At 61.2% G+C, this 15998-nt stretch carries 15 protein-coding genes; 6 read left to right on the top strand and 9 right to left on the bottom strand.

Annotation, left to right across the window (positions count from 1 at the left end; translation table 11 throughout):
- Positions 1-118: 118 nt before the first annotated feature.
- The 5 genes from ACKTSJ_RS09950 to rpsT form a co-directional block, all read right to left on the bottom strand.
- Positions 119-1345 (bottom strand): argininosuccinate synthase, encoded by a 1227-nt coding sequence (locus ACKTSJ_RS09950; protein WP_407899814.1) that lies wholly within the window; start codon positions 1343-1345, stop codon positions 119-121.
- A 29-nt stretch (positions 1346-1374) separates the two neighbouring features.
- Positions 1375-1797: a thioesterase family protein gene (locus ACKTSJ_RS09945; protein ID WP_407899812.1), complete on the bottom strand. Its 423-nt coding sequence runs from the start codon at positions 1795-1797 to the stop codon at positions 1375-1377.
- Between the two features lie 166 nt (positions 1798-1963).
- Positions 1964-2887 (bottom strand): ornithine carbamoyltransferase, encoded by a 924-nt coding sequence (gene argF, locus ACKTSJ_RS09940; RefSeq protein ID WP_407899810.1) that lies wholly within the window; start codon positions 2885-2887, stop codon positions 1964-1966.
- Between the two features lie 12 nt (positions 2888-2899).
- Positions 2900-4072: an acetylornithine transaminase gene (locus tag ACKTSJ_RS09935; protein ID WP_407899808.1), complete on the bottom strand. Its 1173-nt coding sequence runs from the start codon at positions 4070-4072 to the stop codon at positions 2900-2902.
- A 102-nt stretch (positions 4073-4174) separates the two neighbouring features.
- Positions 4175-4438 carry a 30S ribosomal protein S20 gene (gene rpsT, locus ACKTSJ_RS09930; protein ID WP_407899806.1) on the bottom strand — a complete coding sequence of 88 codons (264 nt, stop codon included), beginning with the start codon at positions 4436-4438 and terminating at the stop codon, positions 4175-4177.
- 336 nt (positions 4439-4774) lie between these two features.
- Here rpsT and murJ point away from each other — a divergent pair, with 336 nt between their 5' ends.
- The 6 genes from murJ to ACKTSJ_RS09900 all read left to right on the top strand — a co-directional run bounded on the left by murJ (position 4775) and on the right by ACKTSJ_RS09900 (position 11026).
- The gene (gene murJ, locus ACKTSJ_RS09925) at positions 4775-6319 is read left to right on the top strand and encodes a murein biosynthesis integral membrane protein MurJ (RefSeq protein WP_407899804.1); all 1545 of its coding nucleotides are present in this window, start codon (positions 4775-4777) and stop codon (positions 6317-6319) included.
- Between the two features lie 9 nt (positions 6320-6328).
- Positions 6329-6685, top strand: a complete 357-nt coding sequence (locus ACKTSJ_RS09920) for a thioredoxin family protein (protein ID WP_407899802.1) — start codon at positions 6329-6331, stop codon at positions 6683-6685.
- 26 nt (positions 6686-6711) lie between these two features.
- On the top strand, positions 6712-7332 hold the full coding sequence (locus ACKTSJ_RS09915) for a hemolysin III family protein (protein ID WP_407899800.1): 621 nt from the start codon (positions 6712-6714) through the stop codon (positions 7330-7332).
- Between the two features lie 222 nt (positions 7333-7554).
- Complete coding sequence (locus tag ACKTSJ_RS09910) at positions 7555-8553, top strand: hypothetical protein (protein ID WP_407899799.1); 999 nt, start codon at positions 7555-7557, stop codon at positions 8551-8553.
- Between the two features lie 236 nt (positions 8554-8789).
- The gene (locus ACKTSJ_RS09905; protein WP_407899797.1) at positions 8790-9251 is read left to right on the top strand and encodes a response regulator; all 462 of its coding nucleotides are present in this window, start codon (positions 8790-8792) and stop codon (positions 9249-9251) included.
- Positions 9248-11026, top strand: a complete 1779-nt coding sequence (locus tag ACKTSJ_RS09900) for a diguanylate cyclase domain-containing protein (RefSeq protein WP_407899795.1) — start codon at positions 9248-9250, stop codon at positions 11024-11026. The genes ACKTSJ_RS09905 and ACKTSJ_RS09900 overlap by 4 nt, the downstream gene beginning before the upstream one ends.
- Before the next feature lie 13 nt (positions 11027-11039).
- On the opposite strand, the gene waaF is transcribed toward ACKTSJ_RS09900, so the two are convergent.
- The 4 genes from waaF to mutS all read right to left on the bottom strand — a co-directional run bounded on the left by waaF (position 11040) and on the right by mutS (position 15945).
- Complete coding sequence (gene waaF / locus ACKTSJ_RS09895) at positions 11040-12053, bottom strand: lipopolysaccharide heptosyltransferase II (RefSeq protein ID WP_407899793.1); 1014 nt, start codon at positions 12051-12053, stop codon at positions 11040-11042.
- 42 nt (positions 12054-12095) lie between these two features.
- Complete coding sequence (locus ACKTSJ_RS09890; RefSeq protein WP_407899792.1) at positions 12096-12296, bottom strand: zinc-finger domain-containing protein; 201 nt, start codon at positions 12294-12296, stop codon at positions 12096-12098.
- A gap of 20 nt (positions 12297-12316) precedes the next feature.
- Entirely contained in the window at positions 12317-13237 is a 921-nt protein-coding gene (locus ACKTSJ_RS09885; RefSeq protein WP_407899790.1) for a branched-chain amino acid transaminase, read from the bottom strand.
- 104 nt (positions 13238-13341) lie between these two features.
- A complete protein-coding gene (mutS, locus tag ACKTSJ_RS09880; protein ID WP_407899788.1) occupies positions 13342-15945 on the bottom strand; it encodes a DNA mismatch repair protein MutS in 2604 nt (867 codons plus the stop codon).
- Positions 15946-15998: the final 53 nt, after the last annotated feature.

Raw genomic sequence — 15998 nt, 5'->3', positions numbered from 1 at the left:
AACCGGAATATGGGTAAACTGATTTCAAATCGGCACCAAAATATTTGCGCCACAAACCCACCCGTTATTGAGCTTCGTGGCGAGAATGACTAATTTAACCGGACACTACTGAATCGGACTATTTCCTCATTTGCAAGTTGGCCGCGATGCGCATGCGCAGCGCATTCAGCTTGATGAACCCGCCCGCGTCCTTCTGGTCGTAGGCGCCCTTGTCGTCCTCGAAGGTCGCGATGCTGGAATCGAACAGCGAATCGGTCTTGGAATCGCGCCCGACGACGATGACGTTGCCCTTGTACAGTTTGACGCGCACCCAGCCGTTCACGCTCTGCTGCGTGTGGTCGATCAGGGTTTGCAGGGCGCGGCGTTCCGGCGCCCACCAGTAGCCGTTGTAAATCATCGCAGCATAGCGCGGCATCAGATCGTCCTTGAGGTGCGCGACTTCGCGGTCCAGCGTGATCGATTCCATGGCGCGGTGCGCCTTGAGCAGGATGGTGCCGCCTGGGGTTTCGTAGCAGCCGCGCGACTTCATGCCGACGTAGCGGTTCTCCACCAGATCGAGGCGGCCGATACCGTGCTTGCCGCCGAGCATGTTCAGATTGTTGAGCACCTGCGCGGGGGTCATCTTTTGCCCGTTCAGCGCCACCACATCGCCCCGGACGAACTCGAGATCGAGATATTCCGCCGCGTCCGGCGCTTTCTCCGGCGACACCGTCCAGCGCCACATGCTCTCCTCCGCTTCTGCCGCCGGGTTTTCCAGGTGGCGTCCCTCGTAGCTGATGTGCAGCAGGTTGGCATCCATCGAATACGGCGAGCCGCCCTGCTTGTGTTTCATGTCAACCGGGATGCCGTGCTTTTCGGCATAGGCCATCAGCTTCTCGCGGGAGAGCAGATCCCATTCGCGCCACGGCGCGATGATCCTGATGTTCGGGTTCAGCGCATAGGCGCCCAGTTCGAAACGCACTTGGTCGTTACCCTTGCCGGTCGCGCCGTGCGCGATGGCCTGTGCGCCGGTCATGTTGGCGATCTCGATCAGGCGCTTGGCGATCAGCGGCCGCGCGATGGAAGTGCCGAGCATGTATTCGCCTTCATAGACTGTGTTGGCGCGGAACATCGGGAACACGAAATCGCGCACGAACTCTTCGCGCAAATCCTCGATGAAAATATTTTGTGCCGGGATGCCGAACTGCAACGCTTTCTTGCGCGCGGGTTCCAGTTCCTCGCCCTGGCCGAGGTCGGCGGTGAAGGTCACGACCTCGCATTGGTAGGTGTCCTGCAGCCACTTCAGGATGACGGAAGTGTCGAGTCCGCCGGAATAGGCGAGGACGGTTTTCTTGATGTCGCTCATGATGTTCCTGTCGAGGTTGGTTGTTTCGGTTAAGTATCTTTACGTTTGCTCTGCAACTTGTTTTCGAATCGGGTGCGGTCGATCACAAAGCGTTCGTGCGTGCCGCGTGCGATGGTATCCACACCGTCATGCGCGGACACGGCGAAAGTGAGACGGCGGCCCTCCACGGCGGTCACCTCGACGGTCGCCGTGACTTCAAGCCCGGGCGGCGTGGCGGATTCGTGGCTGACGTTGATGTGGGTGCCCAGCGATTGTTCGGACGGCCAGTCCAGATGCGGCTTGAGGCAGATGATGCAGGCCCACTCCAGAAACCCGACCATGTAGCCGGTCGCGAACACTTCCGGCATCGCCTGGAATTCCGGGGATTCCGGATACAGCGCGGGAACGGTCTTGCTCGCCGGAATGACGAATTTGTGTTCGTAACGGATGCCGGGTTTGAGAGAGTCTTTCACGTTGTCCTCCGCCGGTCTTACTTGTCCAATTTCCCCAGCAACAGGTATTCCATCAGAGCCTTCTGCACATGGAGACGATTTTGGCTTCCGCCGCCGCTGCGCGGCTTAACATTCGCTGCACTCATGTTAGCGTCCGCCGAAACAGACTGCATTGGGGATGGGCATTTCATGCCACTTTCCCCAGCAACAAATATTCCATAAGTGCTTTTTGTACATGCAGTCTGTTTTCTGCCTCATCCCATACGACCGACTGCGGGCCGTCGATGACTTCCGCCGCGACTTCCTCGCCGCGGTGCGCGGGCAGGCAGTGCATGAACAGCGCATCCGAAGCCGCGACGCGCATCATGTCGCCGTCCACCTGCCAGTCCGCGAAATCCTTCAGGCGTTCCTCGTTCTCGGCTTCCCAGCCCATGGAAGTCCAGACGTCGGTGGTGACCAGGTCGGCGCCGCGCGCGGCTTCCATCGGATCCTTGAATTCCTCGTAGTGTTCTGCGCCGAACAGGCCGGCGCGTTCGGGTTCGACCTCATAGCCGGGCGGGGTGGAGACGTGCACATTGAAGTCCAGGATCTCTGCGGCCTGCAGCCAAGTGTTGCACATGTTGTTGGAGTCGCCGATCCACGCCACGGTCTTGCCGGTGATGCTGCCGCGATGCTCGATGTAGGTGTGGATGTCGGCCAGCACCTGGCAGGGGTGGTATTCGTTGGTCAGGCCGTTGATGACGGGAACGCGCGAGTTGCGCGCGAAGCGCTCGATGATGTCCTGCTCGAAGGTGCGGATCATCACGATGTCGCTCATACGGGAGATGACCTGGCCGGCGTCCTCCACCGGCTCGCCGCGACCGAGCTGCGAGTCGCGCGTGTTGAGGTAGATGGCCGAGCCGCCGAGCTGGTGCATGCCGGCCTCGAACGACAGGCGCGTGCGCGTGCTGGCCTTTTCGAAGATCATCACCAGCGTGCGGTCTGCCAGCGGCCAGTACTGCTCGTAGCGCTTGAAGCGTTCCTTGATGATGCGCGTGCGCTCGAACAGATATTCGAATTCGGCGCGGGAAAAATCCCGGAATTGCAAGAAGTGTTTGAGGTTCGCTGCCATGATGCTTTTCCGTCAGGATTGCAAAAAGTCTTTGATGAGCGCCACCAGGCCGTCCACCAGTTGTTGCGCTTCTTCCCGGGTCAGGATCAGCGGCGGCAACAGGCGAATCACGCTGTCGGCGGTCACATTGATCAGCAGGCCGCGTGCCAGCGCCAGCTTGACCAGCTCGGCGCAGGGTTTGTCCAGCTCGATGCCGATCATCAGACCCAGGCCGCGAATTTCCTTGACGCCGGCGACACCCTGCAACCCGTCGCCGAGACCGTCGCGGATGAATTGTCCGGTCTGCGCGGCATGGGCCAGCAGACCGTCCTGCTCGATGATGTCGAGGGTGGCGATGCCGGCCGTGCAGGCCAGCGGATTGCCGCCGAAGGTCGAGCCGTGGTTGCCGGGCTTGAATGTCCCCGTCGCCCGGCCTGCGGCAAGGCAGGCGCCGATCGGCACGCCGGAGCCCAGCCCTTTGGCCAGGGTCATCACGTCGGGCAGGATGCCGGTATGCTGGTGGGCAAACCATTTTCCGGTGCGTCCCATGCCGCATTGCACTTCGTCCAGCATCAGCAGCCATTCCTGCGCATCGCAGATTTCGCGCAAGCCTTGCAGATAGCTTGCCTCCGGCGTGCGCACACCGCCTTCGCCCTGGATGGGCTCGACCAGGACGGCGACCACGTTGCTGTCGTTTTGCGCCACCTGGCGCACGGCTTCCAGATCGGCGTAGGGGACCCGCACGAAGCCCTTGACCAGCGGCTCGAAACCGGCCTGAACCTTGCGGTTGCCGGTGGCGGAGAGGGTGGCCAGGGTGCGCCCGTGGAAGGATTTTTCCATCACGATGATAGTCGGCGCGTCGATGCCCTTGTTGTGACCGTACAGGCGCGCCAGCTTGAGCGCGGCCTCGTTCGCCTCGCAACCGGAATTGCTGAAAAACACTTCCTGCATGCGGGCGGCGGCGCACAGCTTGTCGGCCAGTTGCTCCTGCTGCGGCACCTGATAGACATTGGAGCAGTGGATCAACTTGTCGATTTGCGCCTTGAGCGCGGCGGTAAAGCGCGGATGTGCATGGCCCAGCGTATTGACCGCGATGCCGGACAGTCCGTCCAGATAGCGTTTGCCGTCGGTGTCCCAGAGCCAGGCGCCTGCACCGTGCGAGAAAGCCAGGGCTTGCCTGGCATACGTGTTCATCAAATGTGACATGACGGAGTTTCCGGTCTTGTTGTTTTCTGATGGGGCAACTATAAACAAAAAAGGCCGACAGCGCTGTCGGCCTTCATGTTGCAGCGGTCAGCCGCAAATGGATCAGGCCATTGCCTTGATGGCGGCGGACAGGCGGCTCTTGTGGCGCGCAGCCTTGTTCTTGTGGATGATCTTCTTGTCGGCGATGGAGTCCACCACGCGGGTCGAGGCGCGGAACACTTCCTGCGCGGCAGCCTTGTCGCCCGCCTGCACAGCCTTGATGACTTTCTTGATCGCGGTGCGCATTTCGGAGCGCAATGTGGTGTTGTGCGCGTGCTGCTTCGTTGCCTGACGGGCGCGTTTCTTGGCTTGTGCGGTGTTGGCCATGCTATGACTCCTCGGGATTCGGCTTGCGTAAAAAGGCGCGCATTATAGGGAGGCGTCCCGTATTTTGCAACACGTTGTTTTTCCGTTTGCCGCGCACGGGGAGCGCGGGGGGCGAATGGTATGATGCGCCGCGTTTATAGCGGGCGGCATTTTGCGCATGGGCTCAAGGGAACCTCTAGAAATTCACTTTTACGGGATGAAGCGCAAGGAGCCGCGCAGCGAATGACGAGATATATCAAATGGATAGGCGAGGAATGAGCGAGCGCGCGACACCGCGATTCGCCCGCAAAATGAATTTATAGAGGTTCCCTAAATGACAACACGGGTATTTCTGGCATGAACCTGCTCAAGGTACTGGCCACCATCAGCGGTTTGACCCTGGTTTCGCGCGTGCTGGCCTTCGGCCGCGACGTGCTGATCGCGCGCGTGTTCGGCGCGGGCATGGCGACCGATGCCTTTTTTGTCGCCTTCAAACTGCCCAACCTGCTGCGCCGCCTGTTCGCGGAGGGCGCGTTCTCGCAGGCGTTTGTGCCGATCTTCGGCGAATACCGCAACCGCAAGGGACACGACGAGACCCGGCTGCTGGTGGACCACGTCAGTACGATGCTGGCGCTGATCCTGTTCGGGGTCACGCTGGTCGGGATCATTGCCGCACCGGTCCTGGTCTATATCAGCGCACCGGGTTTTGCGCGCAACGATGCGCAATTCGATCTTACCGTGCAACTGCTGCGCATCACCTCCCCTTACATTTTCTTCATCTCGCTGGTGGCGGTGGCGGCGGGCATCCTCAATACCTACAACAAGTTCTGGGTGCCGGCGTTCGCGCCCATCCTGCTCAATCTCTGTTTCATCGGCGGTGCACTGTGGGCGGCGCCGTATTTTGACCCGCCCATTCTGGCGTTGGCGTGGGCCGTGTTTGTCGCGGGCATCGTGCAACTGGCGTTCCAGATCCCGTTCCTGAAAAAGATCGGCATGCTGCCGCGCCCGCGTTTCAGTCTGCGCCATGAAGGGATGCGCCGCGTCATCCGCCAGATGGGGCCGGCCGCATTCGGCGTCTCCATCGCCCAATTAAGCCTGATCCTGAATACCGTGTTCGCCTCCTTTCTGGTGGCGGGCAGCGTGTCGTGGCTGTATTACGCCGACCGGCTGATGGAATTTCCCACCGGCATGCTGGGGGTGGCGCTGGGCACCATCCTGTTGCCGTCGCTCTCCAAACTGCATGCGAACAACGACACGGCGGAGTATTCCAGAATGCTGGACTGGGGCTTGCGGCTCACTTTCCTGCTTGCACTGCCGGCCGCGCTCGCGCTGGGGATGATCGCGGTGCCCCTGCTGGCGACTTTTTTTCAGTACGGTGCGTTCAGTGCGCACGATGTGCTGATGTCGCGCAGCGCGCTGGTCGGCTACAGCGTCGGCCTGATCGGCCTGATCCTGGTCAAGATCCTCGCGCCCGGTTTTTACGCGCGCCAGAACATCCGCACCCCGGTCAAGATCGGGGTCGCGACCCTGATCGCCACGCAACTGATGAATATCGTTTTTGTTTTTGGCCTTGATCTGGCGCACGCCGGGCTGGCCTTGTCGATCGGGCTGGGTGCGTGCCTCAATGCCGCGGTGCTGTTCCATTTTTTGCGCCGGCACGGCATTTATCGCGCCGAACCCGGCTGGCCTTCATTCTTCGCCAAGCTTGGCGCTGCCCTGCTGGTGCTGGGATTGCTGCTCTGGTTCGGCATGGGCAGCGAACAGCACTGGCTGGAAGCGCGCGGCTGGCCGCGCATCCTCCATCTGGCTGCGTTGGTCGCGGGCGGGATGGCGGCGTACTTTGGCGTGTTGTATGCGCTCGGTTTCCGGCCGCGGGATTACTACAAACGGGCAACGGAGTGAGAAAGAAAAATGAGCGACTATTCCTGTAACGTCGAGGAAGACACGTTTGACGAGCGGGTGGTGGCGCGCTCGCACGAATTGCCGGTGCTGGTCGATATCAGCGCCGAATGGTGCGCGCCGTGCCGGGTATTGGCGCCGCTGCTGCACAAGATGGTGTTCGAATACAACGGCAAGTTCATACTCGGGATCGTCGATGCCGACGAGAACATGAAGATCGCCGGACGGCACAAGGTGCGCGGCTTCCCGACGGTCATCGCCTACAGCCGCGGGGTCGAGATAGACCGTTTCCACAGCGCGCAGACCGAAGGTTTTCTGCGCAACTTCATCGACAAGGTGATCGAACGGCATGCGGCGTCTGGCGCGTGAGTTCGATTGCGAAGCGGTCACCTCTCATGGAGCAAGGTGAACGGTTCAATACCTGGACCCACCTGATCGGTGCCCTGCTGGCCCTGATCGGCGGGGTGGTGCTGATCGTACTGGGCGCCTTGAGCGGCGACGTGTGGAAGATTGTCAGCTTCTCGATCTACGCCGCCACGCTGCTGTCGCTGTACGGATTCTCCACGCTGTATCACAACGCCAGGGCGGGCCGCATCAAATCGATCCTGCAGAAGCTCGATCACAATGCCATTTATCTGCTGATTGCCGGAACCTACACGCCCTTCACGCTGGTCAGCCTGCGCGGGCCGTGGGGCTGGTCGCTGTTCGGCGTGGTGTGGGGGCTGGCGCTGCTGGGGATATTTCAGGAAACGTGGTTCGCCAGAAAATCGCGCTGGCTGTCCATGCTGATCTACATCCTGATGGGATGGGTCGCCATCGTTGCCATCCTGCCCCTGCTGGAAACGCTGGGCACGCCCGGTTTCGTGCTGCTGGCGGCAGGCGGTGTTGCCTATACGGGCGGCATCATCTTCTATCTCTATGATGAGCGGTTTCGCCATGGGCACGGCATCTGGCACCTGTTCGTGCTGGCAGGCAGTGCCCTGCATTACGGCGCAATCCTGTTCTATGTGGCATGAATCAGCCCGCCAGGCATTGGCGGTGTGGCGCTGCATTTTCTTGATGCTGCTTATGCGAACGCTGGTGGATGTCGCAGCGATCGTTGTTGGGCCGTGAATCACAAGGGGCAGGCTACGATTTATTTCGTCGTCAATCCGGGTGCGACAATTTGCCGCAGGGGCGCGCAGGCCGGTCTTGGTAGGATGCGGGGCGGTTTTGAATACCCTACCAGGAGAGAAACAATGAAGAGAAGATTGCTGATGATGATGTTGCTCGGTGCCTGCGCGAACGTTCAGGCTGCGTGTGGCACGGCGAGTTGTCCGGTGAATACGCAGTGGGATGCACAGGGCTTGTCGCACGACGAAGGGGTGCGCGTGGACCTGCGTTATACCTATGCGCGCGCCAACAAGCTGCGCTTTGGCTCAAAGCGGGTTGCCCCTGAAGCGCCGGCGGCAACCGGTCTGGAAATCGAGAACCGGCGCACCATCAACCAACTGCTGAATGCCGATATCGACTATGCGGTGAATGCGCGGTGGAAAATTGCGCTGGGTCTGCCGCTGGTCATCCGCGATCATGCGCACACGCTCGATTCCACTTCCGGCATCCCCACCCCGCAACGGGCTGAATTTACCCGGTTGGGGGATATCCGTGCGGTGGGCAGTTTCAGCTTTGATCTGGGCGATTCGCATTCGGGGAGCGGGGTGCGCCTTGGTTTGAAACTTCCGACCGGATCAACCACGCAGAATATGGATGCGCAAGATCCGGCCGATCCGCCCGGAACCCCTTATGCGCTGGAGCGTTCCGCGCAGCCTGGAACGGGCACGACCGATTTGATTCTGGGCGCCTACTATTACCATGAGCTGGCCGATTCGCCCTGGGGATGGTTCACCAGCATCCAGGGACAAACTGCGCTGAATCATCATCAGGATTTCCAGCCGGGTGATGACGTCGTGGTTGATCTCGGTACGCGTTACGCATTCACGCGCCAACTCACCGGCCTGCTCCAGGTCAACGCCCACTACCGCGATCGCGACAACGGCCTGGAGGCCGAGCCCACTTCGGGGGGGTACAGTCTGAACTTGAGCCCCGGCTTGAGTTTTGCCGTGGCGCGGCAAACCCGTATCTATGGTTTTGTCCAGCTGCCCCTGTATCAGTATGTCTATGTGGACAAGGCGGAAGCCAATTTTGGCCAACTGACCGCACCGTGGACATTGTCGCTCGGCATCAGTCAGTCGTTCTGAACACGACGTGCAGGTAATCTCGAAAAACGCGGCCGTGTGCCGCGTTTTTCTTGGTGCGGGGGGAAGGGCGATGCTCAACGGAGCCGGGGCGAATGAAATGGAACGCGCAGGCGCCCCAGCCACCGCCGCGTCAAGCGGCCCGGCTTGGATTTATATTCCGCGTTCAGGTATCCTCCGGCCCGGTCGCCGCGCGCTGCATGACAGGACGAGTGGGCGAATTGATTCGATGAGGGGGCATGGTGTTGAGACAGTCCGGCGATACGATCTTGCTGGTGGAGGGCGATGAGCCGGCGATCCTGCTGGTGCAGCAGGCGGTGGCGAGTTGTCCAGGCAATCTGTATCTGGCGGTGGTGCCGGACAGTGTTGCGGCGCTGGAGTGGCTGTCCGCAGAAACGGCGCAGGGCCATCCGGTGCCGCGCCTGATCCTGATTGATCTGAAGTTGCCCAAGCTGATCGGACTCGCCGTGTTGCGCACCCTCCGCATGGATCCGCGTTTGCAACAGGTCCCGATCGTGGTTTATTCGCAAAGCCATGAACCAGCGGACGTGGTGCTGGCCTACCAGATCGGGGCAAACAGTTTTGTCCAGAAGCCCCAGACGCTGGATGAGTTCAACCGGTTGATGCAGGAGCTGCTCGCGCTGGGCTGGCTGACAGCGTCCGGCCCCGGCCAGGCACTGCCGCACAGTATCCGCACATGAAGTTTATCCGCGCCTTGTTTGTCACCCTGCGCAAGGCGGAAGTGGCGCGGGTGGCGGACATGTTTGCACAGCAGGGTTACCGCATGCAAACGCATCTGGCCGGGGATATGGCTGCGCTCGAAACGGCCCTGCGCGAACCGGTCCAGATCGTGTTTATCTCCCCCACCGCAAAATTTCCCGTCGAACGCACCCTCAATACCCTGCGCCAGCGCGAGTTGGACATCCCGTGCATTCTGCTCCTGCAGGATGAGGCGCAAATGACATTGACCGAGGCCGTGCGCCTGGGCGCCCGGGATTGTGTGCGGCTGCAGGACAGTCAGCGTCTGGTGCCTACGGTCGAGCGCGAACTGGTTGCGGCGGCTTTGCGCTACCACGTGCGCGAGCAGATTGTGACCGACCATCTGTTGCAGGAGATCGATCAGTACATCCTGCACAAGTTCGACTTGCCACATCTGGTCAAGCGTATCTGCCAGCGCATGGTCGAGCTGTTCGGTTTCGAACTGGTCTGGCTGGGCATGAAAGTCGCGGATGGCAGCATCGAGATTGTCGATGCCGCCGGCAGGACGGCTTACCTGGAAGATATCCAGGTGCGCTGGGACGATACGCCGCAGGGCAGGGGGCCGGCAGGTGTGTCGATACGCGAGAATCACCCGGTCGTTTTGGGCGCAGACGCGCCCCAGTTTGCGCCGTGGCGAGAGCGTGCCGGGCAGCACGGACTGCGCTGCGTCCTGTCATTGCCGCTGGCGATCGACGGCCAAGTCATCGGGGTCCTGCTGATGTACGCCGTGCGGGAAGACGCGTTCGATACGTTCACGGTGAACCGTCTTTCCGCGTTTGCCGCGCGGGTCGCCGTGGCGATCCTGCAGGCACGGGAACAGCAGGAATTGCGCCTGATGGATGTGGCCATGCGCAATGCGGCGAATGCGATGTTCATCACCGATTGCCAGGGGCGGGTGCAATGGATGAATCAGGCGTTGACGCGCATCAGCGGCTACCCGAGCGGAGAGATTCTGGGGCAGACCCCGCGGGTTTTTTCCTCCGGCCTGCATGAGGCTTCTTTCTGGCAGGCCATGTGGTCGCGGATCAGTAGCGGTCAAGACTGGCGTGGCGACATCATCAACCGCAACAAGTCGGGCGAGCTGTTCACGGTCACGCAAAGCGTTTCGCCCCTGTTCGACGAAAAAGGCGAATTGACCAACTTTCTCGCGGTGCAGCAGGATATTTCTGAAAAACGCCGGCTGGAAGAAGAGATTCACCACCTTGCCTATCACGACATATTGACCGACCTGCCCAATCGCATGCTGTTCCAGGACCGGGTGCAGCAGGAGATCATCCAGGCCAAGCGCAACAAAAGCGAGTTTGCCGTGCTGTTCATCGACCTCGACGGTTTCAAGGCGGTGAACGATGCGCGCGGCCATGCGACCGGCGACAAGCTGCTGCAGACCATTGCGCAGCGTCTGCGCAGTTGTGTGCGCGCGGGTGACACCGTTGCGCGCCTGGGGGGAGACGAATTCACGATCCTTCTGCGCGGGGTGGGGCATGGCGAAGGCTTGCGCCGCGTGCTGCGCAAAATCATCAAAGCCGTGGCGCAACCCTGCGAACTGGGCGAGGTTGCGGAAAAAGTCACGGCCAGCATCGGCATCAGCCTCTATCCGCAAGACGCCACCGGCGTGGAAAAACTGCTGGTCCATGCCGACGAGGCGATGTATCACGCCAAACAAACCGGCAAGAACCGGTGGGTGATCTACGGGCGGAAAGAAGAACTGCCCGATTGATGCGTACCTGCGTTCATCGCTGCGGATGAACGGGGATGTGGCGCGCGACTTCCTGCGGCGTCAGCTTGAGCATGCAGTCGAAGTGGCCGAGCGGACACTCGCGTTTGAAACAGGGGCTGCAGGGTAAATCGAGTTTCAGCACCTGGGCCCGATCCGACAGCGGCGGGGTGAACTGCGGACTGCTGGAGCCGAAGATCGCCAGCAGCGGCCGATCCAGCGCGGCGGCGATGTGCATCAGGCCGGAGTCGTTGCTGACCACCAGATCGGCACAGGACATCAGCGCGATGGCTTCGGCGAGGTCGGTGTTGCCGCACAGATTGAGGACTTGCCGGTTGCCGAGGGCGACGATCTTGTCCGCAACCTCTTTGTCCTTGGGGGAGCCGATCAGCCAGATGACATAGCCTTGCGCATGCAGGTGTTGCGCCAGTTCGGCGTAATAGTTGGGCGGCCAGCGTTTGGCCGGGCCGTATTCGGCGCCGGGACAAAAGACGGCGACCGGTTTGTCCAGCATCAGCCCGAACTTGGCCAACATGGCAGCGCGCTGTTCCGCTGGCACCTGCAACAGCGGGGCCAGTAGCGGGCGCTCCAGTTCGGCACCTTTGACTTCCGCCAGCGCGGCGAAGCGCTCCACCATCAGCGGCAGTCTGGTTTTATCGAGGCGGCGCGCATCGTTGAGCAGCCCGAAGCGCCATTCGCCGATGAAGCCGGTGCGCAATGGAATCCCGGCGAAGTAGGGAATGAGCGCGGATTTCCAGGAGTTGGGCAGCACGATGGACTGGTCATAGCAGGCGGCGCGGAGTTGCGCGCCCAGCCTGCGGCGCGCGGAAAAGGAGAATGCGCCATGGCCGAAAGGGTTGCGGATAACCGCATGCACCTCGGGTAACTGGCGCAGCAATTTTTCCGTCCAGGGCGGCGCCAACACATCGATCTGTGCGCCGGGATGACGCTGGATCAGGCGTTGCAGCATGGGTTGCATCAGCACGCAATCGCCCACCCAGCTAGGCGCGACGACAAGTATTTTTTTCATGGGGACTTCGCCGGGCGGCACAGGCCCGTGCCGGGTTTGGGCTTAATGATGTCCCTGGGGCAGTTCGCCCTTGAATTTGTACACCGTGCCGCAATAAGGGCAGGTCGCTTCGCCCAGTTTTTCGACCGGGATGGCGACGCGCGGATGGGCGCTCCATAAGCTGACTGCGGGCGTGGGGCAAAATAAAGGCAGTGCGGTTGCCGTTACTTCCACATAGCGTTGCGCGAGCGTGTTCGTGTTCATGCTTTCCTCCTGAATATTTTTTATACGTGCGCCAGCCAACCGGCGTACTTCGTATCCTTGCCGCTGACGATATCGAAAAAGGCCTGCTGCAAGCGGGTGGTGACCGGGCCGCGGCTGCCGCTGCCGATGACGCGGGTGTCCAGCTCGCGGATCGGCGTCACTTCCGCTGCGGTGCCGGTGAAGAAGGCTTCTTCGGCACAATACACCTCGTCGCGCGTGATGCGCTTCTCGACCAGTTCCAGCCCCATGTCCTTGGCCAGCGTGAGGATGGAGTCGCGGGTGATGCCTTCCAGGCAGGAGGTCAGATCGGGTGTGTACAGCTTGCCCTTCTTCACGATGAAGATGTTCTCGCCCGCGCCCTCGGCCACGTAGCCGTCTACATCCAGCAGCATCGCCTCGTCGTAACCGTCCTGCGCCACTTCCTGGTGTGCCAGGATGGAATTGGTGTAGGTGCCGACCGACTTCGAGCGGCACATATTGATGTTCACGTGATGGCGGGTAAAGCTTGAAGTCTTGACCCGGATGCCTTTGGCCATGCCTTCCTCGCCGAGATAGGCGCCCCACGGCCACGCCGCGATCGCCACATGCACGCTGATGTTGGTGGCGGCGATGCCCATCGCCTCGGAGCCGTAGAACACGATGGGGCGGATGTAGCAGGATTCCAGCGAGTTGGCGCGCACCACTTCTTTTTGCGCTTCCATCAGGGTTGCCTTGTCGAACGGCATCTTCATTTTGAAGATGTAGGCCGAGTTGAACAAACGATCGGTATGTTCCTGCAGGCGGAAGATCGCCGTGCCCTGCGCAGTCTTGTAGGCCCGCACGCCCTCGAACACGCCCATGCCGTAATGCAAAGTGTGGGTCAGCACATGGGTGGTGGCTTCGCGCCAGGGCACGAGTTTTCCGTCGTGCCAGATGAAGCCATCGCGGTCGGACATGGACATGATGTGTTTCCTTGAGTTTGAGATGAGTGCGAGGGGTTGGATTCTAGCTGTTTCCACCTTTATGTTGAAGCGGTCGTGACATGCATGTGTGCCGTCACCGGCCGTTACAGCAACTTTTTCAACTGATACAACTGCTCCAGCGCTTCCCTCGGACTCATCTCATCCGGCTGCAAATCGCGCAGCGACTGCAACACAGGATGCTCTTCCGGCTCCGGCGTTTCGGGCGCGGTAGCGAAGAGGTCGCCCTGCGGGTTCTGTGCGGCGCTGTTCTGTTCCAGTCGCACCAGTTGTTTCTTCGCGTTGCGGATGACGCTGTTCGGCACGCCGGCGAGGGCGGCGACTTGCAGGCCGTAGCTCTGACTGGCGGCGCCTTCGTTGACGCTGTGCAGGAAGACGATGGTGTGCTGATGTTCGACGGCGGCGAGGTGGACGTTGGCGAGTTGTTTGAATTCTTCGGCCAGGCGTGTGAGTTCGAAATAGTGCGTCGCAAATAACGTGTAGCTGCGTTTCACCTCCAGCAGGTGGCGCGCGATGGCCCAGGCGAGGGCGAGGCCGTCGAAGGTGCTGGTGCCGCGCCCGATCTCGTCCACCAGCACCAGGCTCTTGTCGGTGGCATTGTGCAGGATGTTGGCGGCCTCGGTCATCTCGACCATGAAGGTGGAGCGTCCGCTTGCGAGGTCGTCCGATGCGCCGATGCGGGTGAAGATCTGGTCGATCTCGCTGAGCACTGCTTCCTGTGCGGGCACGAAGCAGCCGACATGCGCGAGCAGCGCGATGATGGCGACCTGGCGCATGTAGGTCGATTTACCGCCCATGTTGGGGCCGGTGATGAGCAGCATGCGGCGCGCGTCGTTGAGTGTGGCGTCGTTGGGAGTGAACTGCTCCACTTGTGATTCCACCACCGGGTGGCGGCCTTGTTTGATGATGAGTTGCGCGTCGTCGCTGAAGCGTGGTGCGCTGAAGTTCAGCGTGGCCGCTCTTTCCGCAAACGTGGCGAGCACGTCCAGTTCGGCGATGGCGGCGGCGATACGCTGCAGTTGCGGGATGCTGGGTGCGAGCGCTTCCAGCAGTTGGTCGTAAAGGAACTTCTCGCGCGAAAGAGCCCGGTCGTTGGCGGACAGCGCCTTGTCCTCGAAGGCTTTAAGCTCGGGCGTGATGTAGCGCTCGACGTTCTTCAGCGTCTGGCGGCGGCGGTAGTCGTCCGGCACCTTGTCCGCGTTGGCTGTGCTCACCTCGATGTAGAAACCGTGCACGCGGTTGTACTCGACCTTGAGTTTGTCGATGCCGGTACGCTCACGTTCGCGGGTTTCCAGCGCGAGCAGGAAATCGCCGCAGTGGGTCTGGATGCCGCGCAGTTCGTCCAGCTCGGCGTCGTAACCGTCCGCGATCACACCGCCTTCGCGCAGCACGGAGGCGGGTTCGTCCTTGAGGGTCTTTTGCAGCAATTCGACCAGTGCGGTGTCGGCTTGTAGGGCATCGGTCAGATTGTGGATGAGCGGGCGGTTGGGTAGGTCGGGTTTCAACCCGACGTCGTTATCGTGTCGGGTTGAAACCCGACCCACCAGTATGGATTGAAGTTGCGGGAGTTGCTTTAAGGTCTCGCGCAGGCCGGAAAGGTCGCGCGGTCTTGCGCTCTTCAGGGCGATGCGGGCGGTGATTCGTTCGACATCCACGCTGGGTTTGAGCTGCTGGTGCACGGTGCTGTATTTCTCATCCAGCTCGTCTACGGCATCCAGCCTTGCGCGCAACACTTCGCGGTCGCGCAGCGGGTGGTGCAGCCAGTGCGAAAGCTTCCGGCTGCCCATGTGGGTCGCACAGGTATCGAGCAGCGAGAGCAGGGTCGGCGCGGGTTCACCGCGCAGGGTTTGGGTGATCTCCAGGTTGCGGCGGGTGGCGGCATCCATGCGCACGAACTGGTCGGCGTGGTACACCTGTGCGGCCCTGATGTGGGCAATGTTCTGGCCTTGCGTGAGTTTGGCGTAGCCGAGCAGGGCGCCTGCGGCTTCCAACCCCACGGTAAAGTCATTGCAGCCAAAACCGGCAAGGTCGCGCGTGCCGAACTGCTGGCACAGCGCGCGGTGTGCGGTGTCGCGCTCGAAGTGCCAATCGGGCAGGGACTTTGCTGCAATGTGTTCCCTCACCCCAGCCCTCTCCCGGGGGGAGAGGGCGCTTTCCGCGTAGAGAATTTCGGAAGGTTGCAGGCGTTCCAATTCGGCAGGCAGTTGACTGGCGGCGACTTCGGCGAGGGTGAAAGTGCCTGCGGCGAGGTTGAGCCAGGCGAGGCCGACTTCGTTGCTGCGTTGGTGCAGCGCGAGCAGCAGGTTGTCGCGCTTTTCTTCCAGCAGCGCGGAGTCGGTGACGGTGCCGGGGGTGACGATGCGCACGACTTTGCGTTCGACTGGACCTTTGCTGGTGGCGGGGTCGCCGATCTGTTCGCAGATGGCGACCGATTCGCCCATCTTCACCAGCCGCGCCAGATATTGTTCGACGGCGTGGTAGGGCACGCCCGCCATCTTGATCGGTTGTCCGCCGGAGGCGCCGCGCTGGGTGAGGGTGATGTCGAGCAGCTTGGCTGCGCGCACCGCGTCGTCATGAAACAGCTCGTAAAAATCGCCCATGCGGTAGAACAACAGCATGTCCTGATGCGCGGCCTTGAGCCGCAGGTATTGCTGCATCATCGGCGTGTGTTTGCTGGACGTGTCGGTCATCAGTAGTGCGGCAGTGATGTTGATTCGAACGGCTTATTGATCAGATGGCGAGA

Source organism: Ferrigenium sp. UT5 (genome assembly GCF_045866295.1).
GTDB lineage: Bacteria > Pseudomonadota > Gammaproteobacteria > Burkholderiales > Gallionellaceae > Sideroxyarcus.
This window is presented reverse-complemented; position numbering and strand designations above follow the sequence as displayed.

Bases quoted from the DNA above. Each gene is read 5' to 3' on its own strand.
- ACKTSJ_RS09950 (WP_407899814.1), bottom strand. From the start codon at position 1,345: ATGAGCGACATCAAGAAAACCGTCCTCGCCTATTCCGGCGGACTCGAC.
- argF (WP_407899810.1), bottom strand. From the start codon at position 2,887: ATGGCAGCGAACCTCAAACACTTCTTGCAATTCCGGGATTTTTCCCGC.
- ACKTSJ_RS09935 (WP_407899808.1), bottom strand. From the start codon at position 4,072: ATGTCACATTTGATGAACACGTATGCCAGGCAAGCCCTGGCTTTCTCG.
- rpsT (WP_407899806.1), bottom strand. From the start codon at position 4,438: ATGGCCAACACCGCACAAGCCAAGAAACGCGCCCGTCAGGCAACGAAG.
- murJ (WP_407899804.1), top strand. From the start codon at position 4,775: ATGAACCTGCTCAAGGTACTGGCCACCATCAGCGGTTTGACCCTGGTT.
- ACKTSJ_RS09920 (WP_407899802.1), top strand. From the start codon at position 6,329: ATGAGCGACTATTCCTGTAACGTCGAGGAAGACACGTTTGACGAGCGG.
- ACKTSJ_RS09915 (WP_407899800.1), top strand. From the start codon at position 6,712: ATGGAGCAAGGTGAACGGTTCAATACCTGGACCCACCTGATCGGTGCC.
- ACKTSJ_RS09910 (WP_407899799.1), top strand. From the start codon at position 7,555: ATGAAGAGAAGATTGCTGATGATGATGTTGCTCGGTGCCTGCGCGAAC.
- ACKTSJ_RS09905 (WP_407899797.1), top strand. From the start codon at position 8,790: ATGGTGTTGAGACAGTCCGGCGATACGATCTTGCTGGTGGAGGGCGAT.
- ACKTSJ_RS09900 (WP_407899795.1), top strand. From the start codon at position 9,248: ATGAAGTTTATCCGCGCCTTGTTTGTCACCCTGCGCAAGGCGGAAGTG.
- waaF (WP_407899793.1), bottom strand. From the start codon at position 12,053: ATGAAAAAAATACTTGTCGTCGCGCCTAGCTGGGTGGGCGATTGCGTG.
- ACKTSJ_RS09890 (WP_407899792.1), bottom strand. From the start codon at position 12,296: ATGAACACGAACACGCTCGCGCAACGCTATGTGGAAGTAACGGCAACC.
- ACKTSJ_RS09885 (WP_407899790.1), bottom strand. From the start codon at position 13,237: ATGTCCATGTCCGACCGCGATGGCTTCATCTGGCACGACGGAAAACTC.
- mutS (WP_407899788.1), bottom strand. From the start codon at position 15,945: ATGACCGACACGTCCAGCAAACACACGCCGATGATGCAGCAATACCTG.